Below are 22,391 nucleotides of genomic sequence, written 5' to 3'. Positions count from 1 at the left end.
GAACCCTGTAGTTTTTCTACATCATAAGGCCAGCAGAACTGATTGGTCAATCAGATCGCCAAAGCGCATCTTCATGCCATCAATGAATGGAGAAATCACATGACCAAAGTGGCGCTGATAACAGCGGGCGGCAGCGGAATGGGCGCAGATTCAGCCCGACGTCTGGCCGCAGATGGATTTAAGGTAGGTATCCTGTCGTCTTCGGGCAAGGGTGAGGCGCTGGCGCACGAACTGGGTGGCGTTGGTGTGACCGGGTCAAACCAGTCGACGGATGATCTGCAAAAACTGGTCGATACCGCGATGACTCATTGGGGGCGCATCGACGTGCTGGTCAACTCGGCCGGTCACGGACCGCGCGCGCAAGTGCTGGAGCTGACGGACGAGGATTGGCACACCGGTATGGACGTCTATTTCCTAAACGCCGTCAGACCAACCAGGCTGGTGACACCTATTATGCAGAAGCAAGGTGGTGGATCGATCATCAACATTTCAACCTTCGCCGCGTTCGAGCCCGACCCTGTCTTCCCGACCTCGGGCGTGTTCCGCGCAGGTTTGGCCGCTTTCACCAAGCTGTTCTCGGATCATTACGCGGCTGACAACATCCGGATGAACAACGTCTTGCCAGGGTTCATCGACAGCCTGCCAGAGAAAGAGGAATTCCGCGCGCGCATCCCGATGGGCCGCTATGGACGCAGCTATGACGAGATCGCCTCGGTCGTTGCAATGCTTGCGTCAGAAGGCGGCGGCTATATCACCGGTCAGAACATCCGGGTGGATGGCGGCATCACCCGCGCGGTCTGAGGTCATAACCGCGCTTTGACAAAATGGGTCAGCGCCGCGCCGGTTTCAAAATAGGCGCGGCGTAGCCCTATCCACTTTTCCTGATACTCTGGGACTGCGGGCACCGGCAAAAGGCTTGGGTCGTCCTGCAACAGACTTTGGGCAACAAGGCGGCCAAAGACAGTGCCTGGCCCGATTCCACGCCCCGAAAATCCATGAACGGACAGAGCATTGGGACCGATCTGCGTAATCTTCGGGATGTGGTCTGACGTCATGGCGATGCGGCCATGCCACCCTTCGACCAATGGCTGATCGGCCAGTTGCGGATACAGCTGTGCCAGTTTGCGCTTGATCCAGCTCTTGTGAATCCCGCCGCCTGCCTGATCCAGATCACCCATGGCACCGATGATAAACCGCCCCTCTTGATCCATTCGGAACGAGGTCATGATCAGGTCTGTGTCCCAGCACCCCTCATCCCCCGGCAAAACGCTGGCGCGCAGATTGTCCGACAATGGGGCCGTGGCATATTGGAAATAATAGACTGGCACATAGGCGGGGGCCGATGCGGTCAGATCACGGTGATAGGCATTGGTCGCCTGAATGACCCATTTGGCGCGCACTGTGCGCCGAGCAGTCTTCATCACCCAGATTCCATCCATCTGCTGCATGGACAGAACCGGATCTTGCGTGGAAACCAACGCACCAGCCTCAACCCCGGCACGGGCCAATCCACGCACATATGCCAATGGCTGGATGGTTCCGGCGCGCGGATCGAACAGGGCGCCACCAAAGGCCGCACTGCCGGTGCGTTGGGCTGTCAGTTCTGCAGACAGCAACTCAACCGGTGCGCCAGAAGCGCTGAGTTGCGCGTGACGGACCTGCAGATCCCGGAGACCCGCAGCCGAATGCGCACAGTGCAGAGTTCCGTTGCGCACAGGTTCACAGTCTATCCCATGCTGGTCGATCAGGCTGAACACCTCTGATGGAGCAGCAGCCAGAAGGTCAACCAGCCGATCCCCAACCATGTCACCCAGATGCGCGCGAATCTCAACGGGCGGCAACCAAAGCCCCGCATTCGCGAGCCCGACATTGCGGCCCGATCCGCCGTGACCGATGTCATGCGCCTCAAGCAGACAGACCGAAGCACCAGCCTTGGCCGCGGTCAGTGCCGCAGAACAGCCGGTATAACCACCACCGATCACCGCCAGATCAACAGTGATATCACCGGTCGAAACACTGGGTTCGACATGTTCACGGCATGTATTCAGCCAAAGGGACTGGTTGTGGTTGCTCACGTCGCGCTCCTTGAAATTGCGCGGATCATCAGGGCAGTGTCAGCCGGTTGCAAGCGCTCTTTGATCCTCGCGCCCCATAGCGATCAGGAAGGGTTGCGCATCCTGTTTCGCTTGAAAATCAGCCTTGTTACCCATGCCACGCCAGTTCGCCAGAACAAGGGATTGCGTCACTGCGCCACCTAAGGTCGCGCCGGGGCCGGTAACAATGAACATATCGGGCGCGAACTCATGCGCGGCGGTCTGGATCGCACGGGTAAAGTCATAGGGTTCGGTCACTTGGTGGCCCAGGGTATAATCCCAAAGCGCATGCGTATCCGTCGCACCCGGCCACCAAACCTTTCCGCGACCGTCGATCAGGGGGCGTTCAGGCTGTCGGAACAAATCCGCGCCCAATAGCGTTCGCCCTTCGGTAGCGACCGGTGCCTGCAAGGATGTGTGAAACGCGGCATGGTTTGGCAAGCGCATCGGGAAACGGTCCTGCACGGTGGGTTGTGACGCCTCGAAAGCCTTCAGCCCCATCTCATTGCCTGCCAGAACCAGCATTCCGCCCAGATCAATGGACAAAGCAAGGTCATAACCGTCCATCGCATTGATGCGTTTCACATCCGCCAGCAGCTCTGCCTTGCGAACAGCGTCGTTCGCCCAATCGTCGTCGGCAAAGGGGTAAACCAATTGACCGCCGATCAGGTGATCCTGCATCAGTGTTCCCATCGTGTTCACTACGCGGAACCCGTCGTCAGGCGACAACGCCCCGGAAGCGGCCAGCGCAATATACCACCCCATCGAGTTCCCGGTGACCGCGACCACCTCGATATCATCGGCCAGCGATTGCGCGTCTGCCAGCGAAGCTGCGTAGATGAGCGGTGAAGCAATATCGCCTTTTGAATACTTGGAAACTGTGAACCGCGCTGCGCCATCCAATGCGGTAACGGCCTCTTGCCCTGCTTCGGCACGTATCGCGTCGAAGCCCCGAAACATCGCAGTCTGCTGCGCGTGGTGGCGATGCAGATAGCCAAGCTCGGGCTTGTTGTATGTACCCCGACCAGGGCAGATGACGACGGCTGTGCGAGTCATGAGCGGCCACCCGTCAGTTTAAGCGCGGCGGTGATAATCCCGTCCTTCGATGGCAGCGGAGCGGCATAGGCGGGACCAGTTGCGATAAAACAATCTTCGGCCACGACGCGCGCGCTAGGGGTAGAGGGACTGTTTTCAGTGAAAAAGGTCATCAGCCCCTCAGACTGGCTGCCCGTCCGGCGGCACTCGTCGACGATCAAGACGTGTTTGCAACCCTTTGTGGCCTGACGCAGAGCCTCAATTGGGAGAGGTGCCAGCCAGCGCATGTCGATGATACGGGTTTTCACGCCTGCTGCCTCCAACTCGGGCAGAGCCTGTTTCGACAGGTAATGCCCGTTTCCATAAGTGACCATGGCCAGATCTTTACCCTCGCCATGCACGCCAACCTCACCCAGCGCGATACTCTGGTCAGGCGACGGGTACGCCGTCATCCAACCTGCGTCCTTTGCATCGTGCAGATCGCGCATCGGATAAAGGGCAATAGGTTCCAGAAAGACCACGACCCGCTGTTCTTCGCGCGCCAGCCGTACGCATTCGCGCAGCATCTTAGCCGCATCTGCGCCTGTCGACGGGCATGCAATGATCACGCCGGGAATGTCGCGCAGGACAGCCAGCGAGTTGTCATTGTGGAAATGGCCGCCGAACCCTTTCTGATAGCCAAGCCCCGCAATGCGCAGAACCATCGGGTTGGTGAACTGCCCGTTCGAAAAGAATGGCAGGGTCGCGGCTTCGCCCCTGATCTGGTCCTCGGCATTGTGCAGATAAGCGAGGAACTGGATTTCGGGGATCGGAATGAACCCGTTATGCCCCATGCCAATGGCCAATCCCAGAATGGACTGCTCATCCAACAGCGTGTCGATCACCCGGTCCGGGCCAAAGCGTTGCTGCAGTTTCTGGGTCACGCCATAGACGCCGCCCTTGCGGCCGACATCTTCGCCCATGCAGACGACCTCGCCGTGTTCCAGCATCAGATCGGTCAGCGCCCAGTTGATCAGGCGGCTCATAGGTTGCGGATCATCCATTGCCCGCGTGTCGCCGCCAAAGGCCTTGGCGCGCGCTTCGGCGCTGGGACCGTTCGTGGGCTTACAAGCCCGTTTTGGCGGGATCAGGCTGGCCATAACCTCAGAGGCGGAGGTCAGGTGCGGGCGGGTTGCGGCCTCTGCCGCGATGCGGTCCGTGCGGGCGCAGGTATCTTCGTAGATTTTTAACGCCTGTTCCGGCGCCAACGCCCCGGCCTGTTCCAGCAAGCGCACCGAGTGCAGCAGGGGATCGTTGGCCTCATCCGCCTCAACCTCGGACTTCGGCAGGTACGTGGTCGGCACATCTGCGCCCGCATGGCCGTAAAGACGCACGGTTTTCAGATGCAGGAAGGCCGGTTTACGGCGGGTACGGACATACTCGGCGGCGTCTTGCGCCACCGCGAAGGTCTCATAGATATCCAGACCGTTGGCCTGAAAGTACTTGATTCCGGGGCGGTGTTCCATCGACGCCTGTATCCAGCCTTTTGGCGTTTTGACCGAGATTCCAATCCCGTTATCCTCACACACAAACAACAGCGGCAAAGGCGTCGACTGCACACTGGTCCAGCCTGCGGTGTTGATCGCGCCCTGCGCTGTAGAATGATTGGCCGAGGCATCCCCGAAGGAACACATCGCAATCCCGTCCAAGGGCAGTTCACGGTGTTCAGGATCGTGTCTCCGCGCGGCACCTAGCGAATACGCAGCGCCCACCGCCTTGGGCAAGTGGCTAGCGATAGTCGAGGTCTGCGGTGGGATCGTCAACGCTTTGGACCCCAGTACCTTATGCCGCCCGCCCGAGGTCGGATCCTCTTTCGAACAGGCAAAACTCAGCAGCATGTCCCACGCGATCTGCTGGCCCGGCACCTGCTCAGCCCGCGCGATCTGGAACGCCGCGTCCCGGTAGTGAAGAAAGGCGATATCGGTCGGGCGCAAGGCATGCGCCACGGCGGCCATCCCTTCGTGGCCGGATGATCCGATGGTGTAAAATCCCTGCCCCGCCTTCTGCATGGCCCGGCTGGTTCTGTCCAACGCTCGGCTAAGGACCTGTGACCGGAACAGCGACACCGCATCGGTATTGCTCAGACCCTGCCGCGGCTTTGCTCCGTCGGGAAAGTCGCGATTGGCGACCCGGGTCAGGAAATTCTCGTGAACGATCTGGGCGCGGTCCATTGGGTGTCTTCCGGTCTTACTTGGTTACAATTTGGCGGTAGCATCCGCGATACGGCGCATACCTTCTTGCAGGCTTTCAGTGGCATAGGCAAAAGAAAGCCGCAAATGCCCCGGCATCCCAAACGCACGCCCCGGCACCAGCGCCACACCCGCCTCATCCAGCAGAAAGCGACAGAATTCATGGTCTGTGTCCATTTTCGCATGGATTTTGGGAAAGACGTAAAACGCTCCGTCCGGTACGGCACATTCCAGACCAGCGGCGTTTAGCCCTTCGACAACCAGATCGCGGCGCGCTCGCATTGCCCGACGGCGTTCTGCCAGCAAACCTTGCGGCGCGGTGATGGCCTCCAATGCTGCAGCCTGGGCAATCGAACACGCCCCCGACGTGATTTGCCCCTGCACAGCCACCATCGCCTTGATCAACTCAGCAGGGCCGATACCCCACCCGATACGCCAGCCGGTCATGGAATAGGCCTTGGACACGCCGTTTACAATCAACGTTCGATCCGCCAACTCGGGAACAGCCTGCGCAAAGGGCGTGAAAGGCACAAAAGATAGGTGTTGATAAATCTCGTCAGAAATCACCCAGACCTGAGGATAGTTTTGCAATACCGCGCCCAGTGCCTGCAATTCCGCCTTGGAATAGACCGCGCCAGTTGGATTGGACGGGGAATTCAGCAGCAGCCAACGCGTGCGCGGGGTGATCGCGGCCTCCAACTGATCCGGCGTCAGTTTGAATTTCTGCGTCGCCGGACAGCTGACGACTACGGGGACACCGCCAGCCATACTGACCATATCCGCATAGCTCGTCCAGAACGGCGCGGCCATAATCACTTCATCACCGGGGTTCAGAGTTGCCATCATTGCGCAGGACAAAACCTGCTTGGCACCCGTCGAAACGACTACGTTTTCTGGGCGCGCGCCAGCCTCAGTAGCGATCGCTGATCGCAAAGTGGGCGTTCCTGCCGTTGCGGGGTATCGCGTCTGCCCGTCAATAGCTGCGCGGTTGGCTGCCTCAACGACATGCGACGGCGTTGGGAAATCAGGCTCACCAGTGCTGAGCGCGATTACGTCGACACCCTGCGCCCGAAGGCGCGCGGCCTGTTCGGAAATGCGAACGATCTCTGACAGCTCAATACCGTCCAGCCGGTCGGCGGGCTGAAACTCTTGAATTCTGGTCGTTATGGTCATTGGTTCACATCCACATTGGAATCCACGCCTCTGTATCGGGCTGGTGAACGGCAATTGCCAGTGATATTCCGTGTGAAAGGTATGAGGATTTATCATATGATAGCACCACGTCGGTTTCTCCCCTCGATCCCCTCTCTTTTGGCATTGGAGGCGGTTGATCGCCTCGGCAGTGCCTCGGCTGCAGCCGAGGAGCTGTCATTGACCCAAAGCGCTATCAGCCGACAGCTGAAGTCCATGGAGGAACAACTGGGCGTCGCGCTCATTCAGCGAAACCAGATGCGATTGCACCTGACCCCCGCCGCGAAAGACTATGTTCAGGTGGCGCGAACAGCGCTAAACCAAATTGCGCAAGCGTCACTGAAACTGAAGGCCAACCCAACCGGCGGGTCGCTAAATCTGTCCATCCTGCCCGCCTTTGGAATGCACTGGCTGGCGCCGCGCCTGCAGGATTTTGCCCGTCGCCACCCCGAAGTGACCGTGAACCTGAGCACATGCCTCAAGCCGTTTGATTTCGAGACCGAACATTTTGATGCCGCCATCCACTTCGGCCAAAAGAACTGGCCGGGCGTCAACTACCTGCCGATTATGCGTGAAGATGTGGTTCCGGTCTGCGCGCCGGGCCTGTTGCCCGATCAGGAGCAGGACTTGAGCTGGCTGATGACAGCCCCTTTGCTGCATCTTGAGACCCGACCGGACGCTTGGGAGCGATGGTTTGCGGCACAAGGGCGTGACACATCGGGGATGCGGGGAATGCTGTTCGATCAGTTCTCGACCATGGTGCAGGCCACGATCCACGGGTTGGGAGCGGCGCTATTGCCCAGCTATCTGATCGAAGACGAGCTGAAAACCGAAAGGTTGGTTCCAGCATGGAACGGACCCCACATCAGCCTTGGGCAATTCTTTTTGGTCTGGCCACAGTCACGACCGGAATCCGAACCGCTACGGTCGTTTCGAATGTGGCTGCAAGGTCAGGTTGGCCCATTCTGATCCAAAACTGCACAGCCGAACACTGCGCAGCCTCCGACTTTGCGTCCTGCGGATGGCAGAGGGGCCGGACAGGTGCGGGCTGCGCTCGCACCTGTCCGGCCCAACGGGAGGAGACGTTTTTCCAAAAAAACGTTGACGAAAGGCGGGAGCCCTTTGGGTGCGTTACTTGTCCAACGAACGGGCGATCAGTTCTTTCATGATCTCATTGGTGCCGCCATAAATCATCTGCACCCGCGCATCCGCATAAAGCCGGGCGATCGGGTATTCCATCATGAACCCGTAACCACCGAACAACTGAAGGCATTCGTGCATGATCTCGTTCTGCACTTCTGAACCCCAGTATTTCACCATAGAAGCCGTCGCCGCATCTAATGTACCAGCCTCGAGTTGTGCGATGCAGTCATTGACGAAACTGCGCAGAACTTCGGCTTTGGTTTTGCACTCAGCCAGTTTGAAACGCGTGTTCTGAAAGTCCATAACGCGTTGGCCAAAGGCCTTGCGTTCCTGCGTATAGCGTACAGTTTCGGCAATCGCGAAGTCGATCGCGCCCAGCGCCATGATACCGATGGTCAAACGTTCCCACGGCAGTTGCTTCATCATCTGATAGAAGCCTTGACCTTCCTCAGGTCCGATCAGGTTCGTCATCGGAACCTTGACGTCTTCAAAGAACAGCTCGGCCGTATCGTTGGCCTTCATCCCCAGTTTTTTGAGGTTACGGCCCCGGCGAAATCCTTCTGCGCCTTCGGTTTCTACTGCGATCAGCGATACGCCCTTGGACCCTTGCGATTTATCCGTCTTTGCGGCCACCAGGATCAAATCGGCGGACTGGCCGTTGGTGATAAAGATCTTGGATCCGTTCAGGCGATAGGAATTTCCGTCCTTGTCTGCCGTAGTGCGAACGGACTGAACGTCCGAACCTGTTCCCGGCTCAGTCATAGCCAAAGCGCCAACCATTTCACCGGATGCCAAACGGGGCAGCCATTTGTGCTTTTGATCCTCGCTGCCATAGGCGTTCAGGTAATGGACAACAATCGACTGAATTCCAAAACCCCAACCCGAGTCACCGCGTGCGGCTTGCCCGTACATCGTGACCGCGTCGAACCCAATCCCGCCGCCAACGCCACCATATTCCTCAGCAATAGCGCCGGCCATCAGCCCCATGTCCCCGGCCTTGTTCCAGAATTCGCGATCGACCATGCCGTTTTGGTTCCAGCGTTCGATATTGGGCACAAGTTCGTCGTCCATGAACCGGTTTGCCATTTCGGCAAACATCTGATGTTCGTCAGTGACCCAGTTGGCGGTTGGCTTGAATAGCGACATGTAGGCTTCTCCCAAATCGAATTTCGATAAGGGTAGCGTTGGGCATCGCGCAAACCAACCCATCCACCGGATTGCTACGCAACGTCTTTTTCGCACAAGACCTTACGTTCACAGGTTTAAACCTAGTCAAGCCAGGGCATTATCCAGCAGAACCTGTGCCGCTGCCTTTGCATCTCGCGCAGGATCGCAGCTTTTTACCAGGACGGCCGTTACGATTGCGCCCTCTTGCAAGAGCAGCAGCTGGCATCCCAATGCCTCGGGATCACGTGCGCCTGCCTGGCGGGCCAAATTGGTGAGAAATTCGAGCATCAGATGCTTGTGTTCGGCTGCCTGCACATGGATCGGGTGATCTTGTTCCTGATACTCTGCGCCCGCTTTGATGAACATGCATCCGCGAAAGCTGTCCTCCAGGAACCATTCGCCCAGCACATCGAAACTGGCGATCAGCCGTTCGGCCGGTGTATCGGCTAGCTCATCTACCCGTTGCAGGAACCATTTGCGAAAGTTCTCATCCCGCAACTGTAAAGCCGCCAGGATCAGCTCTTCCTTGGTACGGAAATGTTTGTACATCGACGTTTTCGACACGCCCGTCTCGACCACTAACTTGTCCATGCCGGTGACGTGAAATCCGTCACGATAGAAGACCTGCAATGCCTTGCGGACCAGCTCGTCACGTTTGTTCGGGCGCATCTGCCAGCTCCTGTATGTACTGATCGGTACATAGTACACCGCAGCGATGGCTGCAACAGACACAGCCTAACCTGCTGTTTTCACTTGCTCCCCTTAGGAGACGAAAATGTGGGTTCAAAAAATACCAACTCAACACTTGAAAAAGGTTACCGATCTGTACACATTCAAGGCACAGTGTACCGATCAGTAAACTCAGGAGCGAACATATGAGACCCCGCACCAGACCTCTCTCGCACCAGTACATCCCCCTTCTTTTGACTATCGCCTTGATGGCGGCTTCTCTGACTTGAAAGACCCGCGCATGAACCGTCCTCCTCTGCCCCCGTTCACCCTGGAAACCGCAACGCAAAAAGTGCGATTGGCGGAAAACGCCTGGAACAGCCGTGATGCGGATGTCGTGACCCCGGCCTATACCGAAGACAGCCAGTGGAGAAATCGGGCAGAATTCCTAAGCGGCCATGCAGACATCCATGCCTTTCTGACACGCAAGTGGCACAAGGAACTGGACTATCGGTTGATCAAAGAGCTGTGGGCCTTTTCCGGTGACCGCATTGCGGTTCGTTACGCTTATGAATGGCGTGACGACAGCGGTCAGTGGTTTCGGTCATATGGCAACGAAAACTGGCAATTTGCCGAAGATGGTCGAATGGCCGAACGCAACGCGTCGCTGAACGACCTGCCGATTGCGGAAACCGAACGTCTGTTTTTCTGGCCGCAAGGCCCCCGTCCCGACGATCACCCCGGCCTGTCCGATCTGGGACTTTGAAAGGACATCTCATGCCTCGCGCCTTTTCCGAACTGACCTTCACCCCTGCCGTCCGAGCCCATCAGGAACGGATGGGGTCTGCCAAGACCTATGCCAAATTCATCAAAAGTGGCCCGCAACAAGGCCACGAAATCGGCGAGCCTGAAAAGGCCTTTATCGAAGCGCGGGACGGGTTCTATCAGTCCACCGTGTCCGAAACGGGTTGGCCATATGTGCAATACCGTGGCGGACCGACCGGGTTTCTCAAAGTTCTGGGACCGCAGACAATCGGTTATGCCGACTTTTCGGGCAACAAGCAGTATATCTCGCGCGGTAACCTGGACGGTAATGACCGGGTTGCAATGATCCTGATGGATTACGCTAATAGGCGACGCCTGAAAATCCTTGGCCGGGTCGCGTTCACCGAGGGCGAAGATGCCACGACCAGCCTATACCCTGACGGTGCCGATGCCCCGGCTGAACGCGCCGTGATCATCCGGGTCGAAGCGCTGGACTGGAACTGCCCGCGCCACATCACGCCCCGCTTTACCGAGGCCGAGCTTCGCCCACATCTGAACTCGCTAGGGCAGCAATTGGCGCAACTTCAGGCCGAAAATGACAGGTTGAAGCAAGAGCTGGCAAAACAGTCCTGACCCAACAGCGCCGAACGAACCTCTCGAACCAGGACTTTGCCCATGTCGCGATCTTCATTGAATATGGCCGGTTTCATTCTTGTAGGCATCGCGCTGACCACGGCCGCAGTGTCGCTTGCGTTCTTTGTCTCCCCCGAGGCTGTCAGATCGCCGCCGCCGGATACCTACAACTCTCTCTTGCTAGAAATGTTTGCGAACAGGTGACGCCGACGCGCGGGTTGCAAAAAAGAAAATCCGCGATACCTCTTGACCTTCCCGTGACTGGAACCCCCATTTGGAGGGCAGATAACACATCGGGACGAGTCGCATGGCTACGCCGCAAACAACACAACTCAAAATCTCGGGCATGTCCTGCGCGTCCTGCGTGGGGAGTGTAGAAGCCGCATTGCAATCGGTGCCAGAAGTGACCGACGCCTCGGTCAACTTTGCGACCGAAACGGCGCAGGTCACACATACCGGGCCGATCAACGCACTGACTGACGCCCTGAGCAATGCCGGGTACCCGGCGGCCAGCAAGCAGACGACCCTGAAAATTGGCGGGATGACCTGCGCCTCGTGCGTGGCAAAGATCGAGAACGCGCTGACCGCTGATCCTGCGGTCGTCGACGCACAAGTCAATCTTGCGACCGAAACCGCTGTGGTCACGTTTATCGACGGGGCCACCGACCCGCAAAAGCTGGCCAGTTTGTCTGAGGCAGCGGGATACCCTGCGCGCGTGGCAGACAGCATGACGGCTGACCAAACAGACCACATGAAATCCGACGAAGCGCATGCGCTGACCCGCACGACGATCTTCGCAGCGGTATTGGCACTGCCTGTATTCATTCTGGAAATGGGCGGGCATATGATCCCGGCCTTCCACCATTGGGTCCAGGCCACGATCGGCACGCAAACCAGCCACCTCATCCAGTTCGCACTGACCTCGGCCATACTGATTGGCCCCGGGCGCGTGTTCTACGCCAAGGGTATTCCGTCACTGATGCGCGGATCGCCCGATATGAACGCGCTGGTCGCCTTAGGAACGGGGGCCGCCTATTTGTTTTCCGTCACCGCAACCTTCGCCCCGCAGATCCTGCCGCAGGGTAGCGCCAATGTGTATTTCGAGGCCGCCTCTGTCATCGTGGTTCTCATACTGCTGGGCCGGGTCATGGAAGCACGGGCCAAAGGTCGGACCGGGTCCGCGATCCGCAAGCTGGTCGGGTTGCAGCCCAAAACGGCACGGGTCGAACAAGACGGAAATTTCATTGATCGCCCCATCGCCGACATAACAGTAGGCGATACCCTGCAGATCCGCCCGGGCGAACGGGTTCCTGTGGATGCCGAGGTTCTGGACGGCACCTCTTATGTGGATGAAAGCATGATCACCGGCGAACCGATACCGGTCGGCAAGTCGCCATCAGATCAGGTCGTTGGTGGTACGGTGAATGGCACCGGAGCGCTGCGGGTACGCGCAACGCGCGTTGGTGCCGATACGGTGTTGGCCCAGGTGATCCACATGGTCGAACAGGCGCAGGGGGCGAAGCTGCCGATCCAAGGGCTGGTCGACCGGATTACTGCGCGATTTGTGCCCGTTGTAATGGCTGTTGCGCTGCTGACGATCGCCATTTGGATGTTCGTCGGCCCGGAACCGGCATTGCCATTGGCGCTGGTCGCCGGTGTCTCAGTTCTGATTATCGCCTGCCCCTGCGCCATGGGCCTTGCGACACCAACCTCGATCATGGTCGGCACCGGCCGCGCGGCAGAATTGGGTGTGCTGTTCCGCAAAGGCGATGCGTTGCAGCAGTTGCAGCAAGCCAAGGTGGTCGCGCTGGACAAGACCGGGACACTGACGCTGGGCCGGCCGGAACTGGAGAGTGTTACGACTGCAAACGGCTTTGACCGCGACAGTGTTCTGCGTTTGGCCGCCGCCGTCGAGGCAAGGTCAGAGCATCCCGTTGCCACTGCCATCACTCGTGCCGGACCATCTGAATTGCCCAAGGTATCAGAATTTGAGTCTCTCACAGGGCTGGGAGTTCGGGCTGTGGTCGAGGGGCATAAGTTGCTGATCGGTTCGGCCAGATTGATGGAGCAGAACGACATAACCGTCACGGACCTGATGGCCGAGGCCAACCAGCGCGCCGAAGAGGGCGCAACCCCTTTGTTTATAGCGATCGACGGTCAGGCCGCTGCAATGCTTGCGGTCGCGGACCCGATCAAGCCCGGCACTGTGCAGGCGCTTGGGCGGTTGCACGAAATGGGGCTAACTTTGACGATGGTGACAGGCGACAACGCCCGGACGGCGCAGGCTCTGGCGGACAAGCTGGGCATTGATCATGTCACGGCCGAGGTACTGCCCGATGGTAAGCTTGCCGCGATCAACGCGCTGCGCGACACGTTCGGCGCACTGGCCTTTGTCGGGGATGGCATCAACGATGCCCCGGCACTGGCTTCGGCGGATATCGGCATCGCCATCGGAACCGGCACAGACGTAGCGATTGAAACTGCGGATGTCGTGCTGATGTCGGGCGATCTGCGCGGCGTCGCAAACGCGGTCGAGATCAGCCGCAGAACCATGCGCAACATCAAGCAGAACCTGGGTTGGGCGTTCGGCTATAACATCTTGCTTATTCCGGTTGCCGCTGGGGTTCTTTACCCCTTTGGCGGCCATCTGCTGTCCCCAGCGCTCGCCGCTGGGGCCATGGCATTGTCCAGTGTTTTCGTGGTCTCGAATGCGCTGCGTTTGCGACGCGTCCGGGCCAGCTTGCCTGACACCCCGCTAGGCCATTCAGCGCAAACGGTGACCTCATGAATATCGGCGATGTTTCAAACCAGACCGGCCTACCCGCCAAGACAATCCGATACTACGAAGATATCGGCTTGGTGAAACCGCTACGCGATAACAACGGATACCGCAGATTTCGCAGTCAGGATGTACACAAACTGAATTTTCTGGGCCGCGCCCGTGCCTTGGGATTCACGATCGAGGATTGCCGGACGCTGATGGCATTGTACGAGGACGAAACCCGTGCCAGCGCCGATGTCAAAAAGGTGGCCCGCGCGCATATGGCCCAGATCGAAGCCAAGATCGCTGACTTGAACGCCATGCGGGATACTCTGAGCCATCTGATCGACGCTTGCGCCGGGGACGACAGGCCAGATTGCCCGATCCTACAGGATTTGGGCGGCAAAGCGTGACGCGGGGTTGCCCTTTGGACGCAGCTTTGCTTTGTCTCTGCTAAACAATCCGGCCCGGTGAAAGAAACGGGTACCGGACAGCAGAGAGGATCTCCAAATGGCAAAAGTCGCGTTTCTGGGTCTGGGCGTCATGGGATACCCCATGGCCGGTCACTTGCAGGCCGCAGGTCATGAGGTGACCGTTTACAACCGCACCGCCAATAAGGCCGAAGCTTGGGTCGCCCAACATGGTGGCGCCATGGCGACGACGCCCCGAGAGGCCGCGCAGGGTGCAGATTTCGTCATGGCTTGTGTCGGTAACGACGACGACCTACGGATGGTTTGCACAGGTGAAAACGGCGCATTCAGCGGCATGTCCAATGGGGCGACCTTTGTTGATCACACCACTGTTTCGGCCATGGTGACACGCGAGTTGTACGAAGCTGGGCAAACAAAAGGCATCGCTTTTGTGGACGCTCCGATCTCGGGCGGTCAGGCAGGGGCAGAAAATGCGGTTCTGTCGATTATGTGCGGTGGGGATCAGGCGGCGTATGACGCGGCTGAACCGATTATGCAGGTCTATTCCAAGATATGCCGTCGTATCGGCGACAGCGGTGCAGGTCAGATGACCAAGATGTGCAACCAGATCGCTATTGCCGGTCTGGTGCAGGGCCTCAGCGAAGCGCTGCACTTTGCCGAGAAGGCGGGCCTTGATGGCCGCGCAGTCGTTGAAGTTATCAGTCAGGGCGCGGCAGGCAGTTGGCAGATGGCAAACCGATATGAGACGATGCTGGACGATCATTTCGAACATGGGTTTGCGGTGGACTGGATGCGCAAGGATCTTGGCATCTGTCTGGAAACGGCCAATGAAACGGGGGCTTCACTGCCTGTGACCGCTCTGGTCGATCAGTTTTACAAAGACGTTCAGAAACTGGGCGGCGGACGCTGGGACACATCCTCGCTGATCAAACGCCTGCGCGCGCTGGATTAAAGGACCGTCGCACTGATGACCGAGTTGACCGAATTCTGGGCCCGCGCCCTGCGCACCCATTGGGGGCTTGAGACCAAACTGAACCGGCTGGACGGCGAATATGACCTCAACTTTCTGGTCAAGGCCACCAATGGTCAGGACTACGTGCTGAAAGTCATGCGTGCGGATTGCGAGGCAGAGTTCATTGACCTGCAGATCAAGGCGCTGAAACACATCGCCGCCGAGGCGCCGGGACTGCCCTTTCCCAGTGTTTTTCCGGATATCAACGGTGCGCTGCTGCCGGAAATCTCTGATCAAGATGGGCAGCCCCGACTGGTTTGGTTGCTCGAATGCCTGCCCGGCCAATGCTATGCCAAGGCTGCGCCGAAATCCGAAGAACTGATCCTGAAACTGGGCCGCATTCTGGGGGCAACCGACCGGGCAATGGAACGGTTTACCCATGACGGGCTGCACCGCACGGAATTCAAATGGGATCTGACACAAGCGGGCTGGATTTCGGACAAGCTGGATGCCATTGCCGATCCTGCACGGCGGGCGATGTTGTCAGAGATTTGCGTTGAATTCGATGCCATCTCGGGCCCTCTGGCTGGATTGTCAAAACAAGCCATCCACAATGATGCCAACGACTACAACATATTGGTCGACGGTGAACTGGGTCAGCGGCAAACCGTCTCTGGCTTGATCGATCTTGGTGATATGTGCGCCGCACCGCGTATCTGCGATCTGGCAATTGCCGGGGCGTATATCGTTCTGGACCACCCAAAACCCGAGCGGGCATTGACGGCGTTGGTGCGTGGTTATCACGCCGCCAATCGCCTGCGTGCTGACGAGGTCGATCTGATCTGGCCGCTGCTGCGGATGCGGCTGGCCGTGTCCGTGGTGAACTCGACCTTGATGGCCGCGGACAATCCGGACGATCCTTATGTAACTATCAGTCAGGCCCCTGCGTGGCGCTTCCTAGAGAACGATACGATGAACGGCGGCTTGATGTCCGCCCGGCTGCGCGCGGCCTGCGGGTTGCCGGTGACCGACGGGGCCGAACGCATCCACGCCTATCTGTCCGAGCATCGCGGACAATTCGCGCAGATGTTCGAGCAGGACCTGAGCGATATTCCGATGGGATCTCTGTCGGTTGAAATCTCGACCTGGCCCCAGAACCCGTTCCACATGCCGCTAGACGAAGCCGCGCGCGTGGGCGAAGAGTTCGGAGAAGGCCTTTGGCTGGGTTACTACAACGAACCGCGCCTGATCTATGCCGAGCCGGCGTTCCGCAAAGGACCGTGGAAGGCCTCTGACAGGCGAACGGTGCATTTGGCCGTAGACGTATTCGCCCCTGACGGAACTGTTTTGCATGCACCTATGAGTGGCCGGGTCGAGGCAGTCGAAAACCGCGATACGCATCTGGATTATGGCGGCGTAGTGATCCTGCACCATGAAACACCCGAGGGTGATCCGTTCTATACGCTCTACGGTCATCTCGACCCCGAGGTCTGTGGCCGGCTGAAACCAGGCGATCCGGTCGCGCAGGGTGCGGCCTTTGCACGGCTGGGGGACGCCACGCAGAATGGCGGCTGGGCCCCGCATGTGCATTTCCAACTGGCTCTGACCACTGACGGGATGGAGAACGACTGGCCCGGTGTCGGCGACCCGGACGAGATGGAGTTGTGGCACGCCGTTTGTCCCAACCCGGCAGCGCTATTGAACCTGCCGGACGAAAAAGTGTTCTATCGCCCAACCGACAAGCAGGCGATCCTGCAAGGTCGGCATGACCATTTCGGTGGCAACCTATCCCTGACCTACGATGATCCGGTCATGCTGGTGCGCGGGTGGAAGCATCATCTGTTCGACGAATGGGGCCGTCCTTATCTGGACGCCTATAACAACGTCCCCCATGTGGGCCACGCGCATCCGCGCATTCAATCGGTGGCGGCGGATCAGTTGAAGCGGATGAATTCGAACACTCGCTACCTGCACCCGGCGCAAACAGCCTTTGCTGACAAAATCCTGTCCAAGCTACCGGATCATTTCGAGGTGTGCTTTTTCGTCAACTCGGGCACCGAGGCCAACGAGCTAGCCTTGCGTCTGGCGCGCGCGCATACCGGGGCCAAAGGCATCGTAACGCCTGACCACGGGTACCACGGCAATACGAATGCGGCGGTGGCGATCTCTGCCTACAAGTTCAACAAACCGGGCGGGATTGGTCAGGCCGATTGGGTCGAACTGGTCGAGGTTGCAGACGACTTCCGGGGCTCATTCAAGCGCGATGATCCTGACCGGGTACAGAAATTCGCCGATCTTGTGGATCCGGCTATTGCCGCGCTACAGGATAAAGGCCAAGGGTTGGCCGGCTTCATCGCCGAGACCTTCCCTTCGGTTGGCGGCCAGATCATCCCACCCAAAGGGTATCTGCCAGCCGTCTACGAAAAAATCCGCGCGGCCGGCGGGGTTTGTATCGCTGATGAGGTACAGACGGGTCTCGGTCGCCTTGGTGACTACTATTTCGGCTTTGAACACCAGGGTGCGTTGCCGGATATCGTTGTCATGGGCAAACCCATCGGAAACGGGCATCCGTTGGGCGTACTGGTCACGACCAAAGCCATCGCCGACAGTTTCAACAACGGGATCGAGTTCTTTTCGACTTTTGGCGGTTCAACCTTGTCCTGCCGGATCGGCAAAGAGGTGCTGGACATCGTCGATGACGAAGGCCTTCAGGACAACGCACGTGTCATGGGTGGGCAGCTGATGGATGGGCTCCGACAGATCGAGGCTGATTTCACCTGTGTCGGTGACGTGCGCGGCATGGGCTTGTTTCTTGGTGTGGAGCTGATCAATCCAGACGGATCCGAGGGCACCGAAATCTGCAGTTACGTCAAGAACCGGATGCGCGATCACCGTATCCTGATCGGCAGCGAAGGACCCAAGGACAACATCCTGAAAGTCCGCCCTCCTTTAACCATCGAGGCGGAAGACGTCGACATGATCCTTTGGACCCTGCGCGAGGTTTTGTCCGAAGTCGGTGACTTTGCCCCTGCCCCGACTTGCGATCATGATCATCATCACGCGGGCTGCGGGTGCTGCTGAAACAACAAAACCCCGGCTCGCCAGAGTCGGGGTTTTGAAGCCGCCTGCCGCTTAATGCAGCACGGCCGAGGGGGTTTTGTGCCCGGTTGTCGGCAAGGGTACTGACGCAGTCATCCGGCGCAGCACCATACCCATCTCTTCGGACAGTGACGCCAGTGCCGGGGCAAAGTCTGGTCGAACGATCAGCGTTGCCATCATCATCGCGTCTTCACGCGCCCCTTCCGAGGCGGCAGCAATCATCTGGGCGAAACAGTTTTCATCTGCACCAAGGCAGGAACAGCCAAGACCATGCCGCACCAACGGACGACGGCCGTGATGGGCACACAGCCCGCACAAACGATCCAGCGTCATCATTGCAGCCCGCCCCTGATCCAGACCAAGAGCGATCTCGAAATCGCTTGCAGCATCCGAACGGGCCTCGGGACTTTCGCTCCACAATCGCAGATACATCACAGCACCGGCTTCGATTGGGCTGAGGTCGGACAGACGCCCAACCGCAGCGCCACCGCGCGAGGAATTTGTGCTCATTTTGTCAGGATCAACTTGCCGGCGCGCGTGATACGCAAGGTATATAGTTGATCGCCCAGTTCGATATGGGCCAGGTTACCACCCTTGGTCAGATCTTCGGCCTTATGTGCCGGAAGCATGGACACCGCATAGGACTGGCTGGGATTCGGGGTCTGCACATTCATCAGGACAACTCCAGTAGGTTCTCGGGCGAAGGGCCTTAATTTGTTCGCGCTTTCAACAATATGGCTGACCCGAACTGGGTTGGCTGAGGGGGTCTTTCCGTTAATCTGATTAATTTAGTCAGGTATGTCAACCCTATTCGATGGAAACCGCGGATGTGGGGTGATTGCGCAAGGATTTTATGCAGGTTAGGTCTGGCTCACGCGCATTAACCGACGGGGAAACCGATGACCGCAACAATCATGTTCGACCTGGACGGAACGCTGGTGGACAGTCTTCCGGACATTGCAGCGGCCGCCAACCGGACATTGCTAGATATCGGCATCGACCCGTTGTCGGAAAGCACGATCAAACAATTTGTGGGCAACGGCCTGCCAAAACTGGTCGAACGCATGATCCGCCATCACGACCTGCCGATCGAGCAGCATAGCGAATTGACCAAACTCACACTCGCCCATTACTCTGCCGCCTCCAGCGACAAAACGATCCCTTACCCAGGCGTCCCGCAAGCTCTGACGCAACTGCGCGAAATGGGCTGCGTTCTGGGCGTATGCACAAACAAACCTGAGGCACCCGCACGTCATATCCTGGACGCACTGGATCTGGCGCATCACTTCGAAACAGTGTTTGGCGGCGACACACTAACCGTTCGCAAACCAGACCCCGCGCACCTTGAGGCAAGCTTCAACGCGGTCCCGAACGCTGGACCCCGGCTCTATGTCGGAGACAGCGAAGTGGATGCCGAAACTGCGCGCCGTGCAAACGTGCCCTTTCTTTTGTTTTCGGAAGGCTACCGAAAAACTCCGGTGGAAGAGATCCCGCACAGGTTGAGCTACGATGACACGCATAAACTACCCGCACTCGTCCTGGAGGCATTGCAGGGATAGGGGAGAAGTTTGCTGGCAGGGGGATTTGGGAAGGCGGTTGAGGGGCCGGCCGAGGGGGTAAGTAGCCAGCCCCTCATCGGGGAAAAGTGGTATTGTCCGCAGTAACTCTTTGGATGATTTAACATTAACGAATCGCCCTGCCTTCAGGAATTGGGGGTTTCCCGTAGGTGAATGTAACTAATTGAAATTTCGATTATTTTTATGACAAAAAATACCCAAAATATAAAATTCGCGTTTTGACACATGGCTGACCCCAAGAATCATCCATCTGAGGGGCAAAAACTCTACTCCAAGCCAAAACTGCCACAAAAATTAGTCAGCCCTTCCACAGAAAGCGGTCTGAGCTCGCAGACCGATCAGGGTGACGCTGGATTGCGCCGGATTCAGCAATGGGTTTTCGAGGAACAAAAAAGACGGTGTGATCTGCCGGCCGCATCACCAGTTCCCAAATTGGCATTCGTGGATTGCCTCAATGGCAGATCGTCGAAACTGACCCAAAACCCGTACCCGATCAAACTATCCTTCCAACGAAACCATCACGGGATGTCAGTGCGTGGAAAGTGCAAGCGGTACTACGGATTCGTCAGGCCTTCACCGGAATCCAACGCGGCCTCAACGGATGAAGGTCCGGACAGCCCCTGAACCAAAGCGCCGCCTGCGTAAACAGAGGGCACAAGGGTGACAAAGCGACAGCCGTGTCATTCGGACGTCTTAACGCCCCCGGTCTTGCGATTGCCTGCGGCGCGAAGGCGATCGGCAACGCTTTGGGTCCATTCTAGGCGGTCACCACGGGTTTCCAATGTCTCGGCGTTATCGGCATCCAATTGAAAGGTTGCGCGCATGGGCATCAACCCATCCACAACCATCATACTTTGATCCGTCGGATCAATGGTCAGTGTTCCGGTCAACCGCACTGGCTCGTGAAAATAGCTGGGGGTCCAGTCCCCGTTCAAACGCACCCGGATCATCTGGTTTGGCGGCGGCGGAGGCATGTGGCTGCACATACCCCGTTCCGGCACCAGATAGACCACGGGCCGGCCATCCGCATCTGCCGGTGCCGGAATTGCAAACCCGGCCAATGTGACCGTCTGACCATCGAATTTCTGATTGCCCGCGGTCGCAGCCATTTTGCGTCGCTCGGTTACGACCTGCCGCTGATCCAACAACCAGTCGACATTAACTCCACTGTCTACCAGGGCGTCTTCAGTCTCGGTCAGAAGCTTCTGCCATTCGTGCCGTTCCACTGCGGTTCCAACATCCTGCTGCAGCCTGCTGCGCATTCGAACCACGAAAAGAACGTCGTCAAATTGTTCCGGACTGAGGTCCCGGTATGGGTCTTCATAGACTTGAACCGACGGTTCAGGCAGATCTGACCAATCAAGCGCAATGCCCGGAGCCGCAATTGCGGTAGGACTGGTCAGGGCCAGCGCAACCACAGTAGCAATCCCATACAAAGTTCTCATTTACAGATTCCGTCACATCGCCCAATTCGATGCATCCACTATAATTCACTCCAACGTGTTTTTGTAGATGACACCGTCTTTCATGATCTAGCGGATAGTTTTCCGCCCCGGAATTGCCGGAGAAATCCAGATGCGAGTTGAAGACCTTTTACCAGGGAAGGGAAACCGGAAAGTCTTCCTTCAAGAGTTTACCAATGGCTTAGCCATCAGGAGATATGCTTTCAAAGATGCTGCCGACTTACTGCTAGGACAAAAGCGTGCAATATCATCGATCTTGGGTAGGTACTTTAGTCCGTCTTCAAATTCATCTTCCTCATAGCACCCGAATGGTCGGAGCTTTGGCCTTCGCGTGAACAGCTTCTCGTTGCTTCCAACTTCGTAATTTTTTCATCCAAGTATTCACCTTAGACGATGCAGGCGATCTCGCGAGAACCGTACGAAATGCATACGAGCTCCCCAATTGACATGCCCTTGAACTTCTTACCTTGATAGAAGGGGCCTCATGGTATGAATTCTCGAAAGCTCTTACTGAAATCTAGCCCCCTATAACTGGCGGGAAATAGGACCTCGCAGCCACTGCGCTTGAAAATGTTGTTTTCTGACTCGGCTGTGGCAGCTTGCTCACGTGAGCTGACTTTAATCTCCTCAAAGGGCTGCTGAGATTTGGATTCTAGTGTTGAATGAGGACCCGAAACCTTTTTCTCGGACGTTTTTTTCCACCTGAAGGCGGTCTCATGTTTGAAACCACATGTCTTTGCAACTTCGCCAACAGATAAACGTCCCGACTTCATTTTTTGCCCCATTTAATCTTTGAACCTTCGGGTCCACAGACGACGGCCGTCTTTCCCAACGGGAATTGAGTAACAGTAGGCGTGGAAGACGTTTTTGACTTTCTGGTCATTTGCGAGCTCACCTAAAGCTTGAGAATTCATGATGCCTGTATCCTTTTGGAGACATCATAGACTTCTAGTTGTTGGCTGATGAGGTGCTCATTTAGGAGGTCAGATGCAACGCTTACAGAATGGAAGTATGCGATTGAGTTGGTTGGGGAACTTTTGGGATTGCTGGCGTTAGGGGCGTCCCAGAACGACGAAAGCCGCCCGTGGGCGGCTTGTTCGACAGTAATGGTTGCGGGAGTAGGATTTGAACCTACGACCTTCAGGTTATGAGCCTGACGAGCTACCGGGCTGCTCCATCCCGCG

The 22,391-nt window shown here is 57.7% G+C and carries 19 protein-coding genes and 1 tRNA gene; 10 read left to right on the top strand and 10 right to left on the bottom strand.

The features are described 5' to 3' along the window. Positions 1 to 99: 99 nt before the first annotated feature. Positions 100 to 801, top strand: a complete 702-nt coding sequence (locus AC2FJE_RS16585; protein ID WP_496761176.1) for an SDR family oxidoreductase — start codon at positions 100 to 102, stop codon at positions 799 to 801. A gap of 2 nt (positions 802 to 803) precedes the next feature. Here AC2FJE_RS16585 and AC2FJE_RS16580 read toward each other — a convergent pair whose 3' ends face one another. The 4 genes from AC2FJE_RS16580 to AC2FJE_RS16565 are packed head-to-tail and all read right to left on the bottom strand — an operon-like array spanning position 804 to position 6,529. Beyond that, positions 804 to 2,075, bottom strand: a complete 1,272-nt coding sequence (locus tag AC2FJE_RS16580; RefSeq protein ID WP_496757257.1) for an NAD(P)/FAD-dependent oxidoreductase — start codon at positions 2,073 to 2,075, stop codon at positions 804 to 806. Between the two features lie 39 nt (positions 2,076 to 2,114). Then, positions 2,115 to 3,149 (bottom strand): ACP S-malonyltransferase, encoded by a 1,035-nt coding sequence (locus AC2FJE_RS16575; RefSeq protein ID WP_496757256.1) that lies wholly within the window; start codon positions 3,147 to 3,149, stop codon positions 2,115 to 2,117. Further along, positions 3,146 to 5,338 (bottom strand): dehydrogenase E1 component subunit alpha/beta, encoded by a 2,193-nt coding sequence (locus tag AC2FJE_RS16570; protein ID WP_496757254.1) that lies wholly within the window; start codon positions 5,336 to 5,338, stop codon positions 3,146 to 3,148. The genes AC2FJE_RS16575 and AC2FJE_RS16570 overlap by 4 nt, the downstream gene beginning before the upstream one ends. A gap of 24 nt (positions 5,339 to 5,362) precedes the next feature. Then, positions 5,363 to 6,529 carry a pyridoxal phosphate-dependent aminotransferase gene (locus AC2FJE_RS16565; RefSeq protein ID WP_496757252.1) on the bottom strand — a complete coding sequence of 389 codons (1,167 nt, stop codon included), beginning with the start codon at positions 6,527 to 6,529 and terminating at the stop codon, positions 5,363 to 5,365. Between the two features lie 96 nt (positions 6,530 to 6,625). On the opposite strand from AC2FJE_RS16565, the gene AC2FJE_RS16560 reads away from it, so the two are divergent. Beyond that, positions 6,626 to 7,516, top strand: a complete 891-nt coding sequence (locus AC2FJE_RS16560) for a LysR substrate-binding domain-containing protein (protein WP_496757249.1) — start codon at positions 6,626 to 6,628, stop codon at positions 7,514 to 7,516. Positions 7,517 to 7,678: 162 nt separating this feature from the next. On the opposite strand, the gene AC2FJE_RS16555 is transcribed toward AC2FJE_RS16560, so the two are convergent. Continuing rightward, positions 7,679 to 8,836, bottom strand: coding sequence for an acyl-CoA dehydrogenase family protein (locus AC2FJE_RS16555; protein WP_108859173.1), 1,158 nt, complete (start codon positions 8,834 to 8,836; stop codon positions 7,679 to 7,681). A gap of 126 nt (positions 8,837 to 8,962) precedes the next feature. Then, positions 8,963 to 9,526, bottom strand: coding sequence for a TetR/AcrR family transcriptional regulator (locus AC2FJE_RS16550; protein WP_496733740.1), 564 nt, complete (start codon positions 9,524 to 9,526; stop codon positions 8,963 to 8,965). Positions 9,527 to 9,827: 301 nt separating this feature from the next. Between AC2FJE_RS16550 and AC2FJE_RS16545 the strand changes: the two genes are divergently transcribed. The 7 genes from AC2FJE_RS16545 (at position 9,828) to AC2FJE_RS16515 (ending at position 18,149) form a co-directional block, all read left to right on the top strand. Next, a complete protein-coding gene (locus AC2FJE_RS16545) occupies positions 9,828 to 10,292 on the top strand; it encodes a nuclear transport factor 2 family protein (RefSeq protein ID WP_496761175.1) in 465 nt (154 codons plus the stop codon). An 11-nt stretch (positions 10,293 to 10,303) separates the two neighbouring features. Continuing rightward, positions 10,304 to 10,924, top strand: coding sequence for a pyridoxamine 5'-phosphate oxidase family protein (locus AC2FJE_RS16540; RefSeq protein ID WP_496761174.1), 621 nt, complete (start codon positions 10,304 to 10,306; stop codon positions 10,922 to 10,924). 42 nt (positions 10,925 to 10,966) lie between these two features. Beyond that, the gene (locus tag AC2FJE_RS16535; protein ID WP_186437498.1) at positions 10,967 to 11,128 is read left to right on the top strand and encodes a hypothetical protein; all 162 of its coding nucleotides are present in this window, start codon (positions 10,967 to 10,969) and stop codon (positions 11,126 to 11,128) included. Positions 11,129 to 11,231: 103 nt separating this feature from the next. Continuing rightward, the gene (locus tag AC2FJE_RS16530) at positions 11,232 to 13,712 is read left to right on the top strand and encodes a heavy metal translocating P-type ATPase (protein WP_496761173.1); all 2,481 of its coding nucleotides are present in this window, start codon (positions 11,232 to 11,234) and stop codon (positions 13,710 to 13,712) included. Beyond that, positions 13,709 to 14,098, top strand: a complete 390-nt coding sequence (gene cueR / locus AC2FJE_RS16525) for a Cu(I)-responsive transcriptional regulator (protein ID WP_496761172.1) — start codon at positions 13,709 to 13,711, stop codon at positions 14,096 to 14,098. Before AC2FJE_RS16530 ends, cueR begins: the two co-directional genes overlap by 4 nt. Positions 14,099 to 14,195: 97 nt before the next feature. Then, positions 14,196 to 15,068 (top strand): NAD(P)-dependent oxidoreductase, encoded by an 873-nt coding sequence (locus AC2FJE_RS16520; RefSeq protein WP_496761171.1) that lies wholly within the window; start codon positions 14,196 to 14,198, stop codon positions 15,066 to 15,068. 15 nt (positions 15,069 to 15,083) lie between these two features. Beyond that, positions 15,084 to 18,149, top strand: a complete 3,066-nt coding sequence (locus tag AC2FJE_RS16515; protein ID WP_496761170.1) for an aminotransferase class III-fold pyridoxal phosphate-dependent enzyme — start codon at positions 15,084 to 15,086, stop codon at positions 18,147 to 18,149. Positions 18,150 to 18,200: 51 nt separating this feature from the next. On the opposite strand, the gene AC2FJE_RS16510 is transcribed toward AC2FJE_RS16515, so the two are convergent. Then, positions 18,201 to 18,677, bottom strand: a complete 477-nt coding sequence (locus AC2FJE_RS16510) for a hypothetical protein (protein WP_109312371.1) — start codon at positions 18,675 to 18,677, stop codon at positions 18,201 to 18,203. Beyond that, positions 18,674 to 18,841 (bottom strand): hemin uptake protein HemP, encoded by a 168-nt coding sequence (gene hemP / locus AC2FJE_RS16505; RefSeq protein ID WP_081894606.1) that lies wholly within the window; start codon positions 18,839 to 18,841, stop codon positions 18,674 to 18,676. Before hemP ends, AC2FJE_RS16510 begins: the two co-directional genes overlap by 4 nt. 225 nt (positions 18,842 to 19,066) lie before the next feature. Here hemP and gph point away from each other — a divergent pair, with 225 nt between their 5' ends. Next, positions 19,067 to 19,726, top strand: coding sequence for a phosphoglycolate phosphatase (gene gph, locus AC2FJE_RS16500; RefSeq protein WP_496757235.1), 660 nt, complete (start codon positions 19,067 to 19,069; stop codon positions 19,724 to 19,726). A gap of 698 nt (positions 19,727 to 20,424) precedes the next feature. Here the strand turns inward: gph and AC2FJE_RS16495 are convergent. Together AC2FJE_RS16495 and AC2FJE_RS16490 are read right to left on the bottom strand one after the other, a co-directional pair. Then, positions 20,425 to 21,189: a DUF3299 domain-containing protein gene (locus tag AC2FJE_RS16495; RefSeq protein ID WP_282171006.1), complete on the bottom strand. Its 765-nt coding sequence runs from the start codon at positions 21,187 to 21,189 to the stop codon at positions 20,425 to 20,427. 1,125 nt (positions 21,190 to 22,314) lie between these two features. Continuing rightward, positions 22,315 to 22,391, bottom strand: a tRNA-Met gene (locus AC2FJE_RS16490).

Source organism: Ruegeria sp. CDSC002, assembly GCF_059610905.1.
Note: the sequence above shows the minus strand (reverse complement) of the source record. Positions and strands in the feature narration are given on the sequence as shown.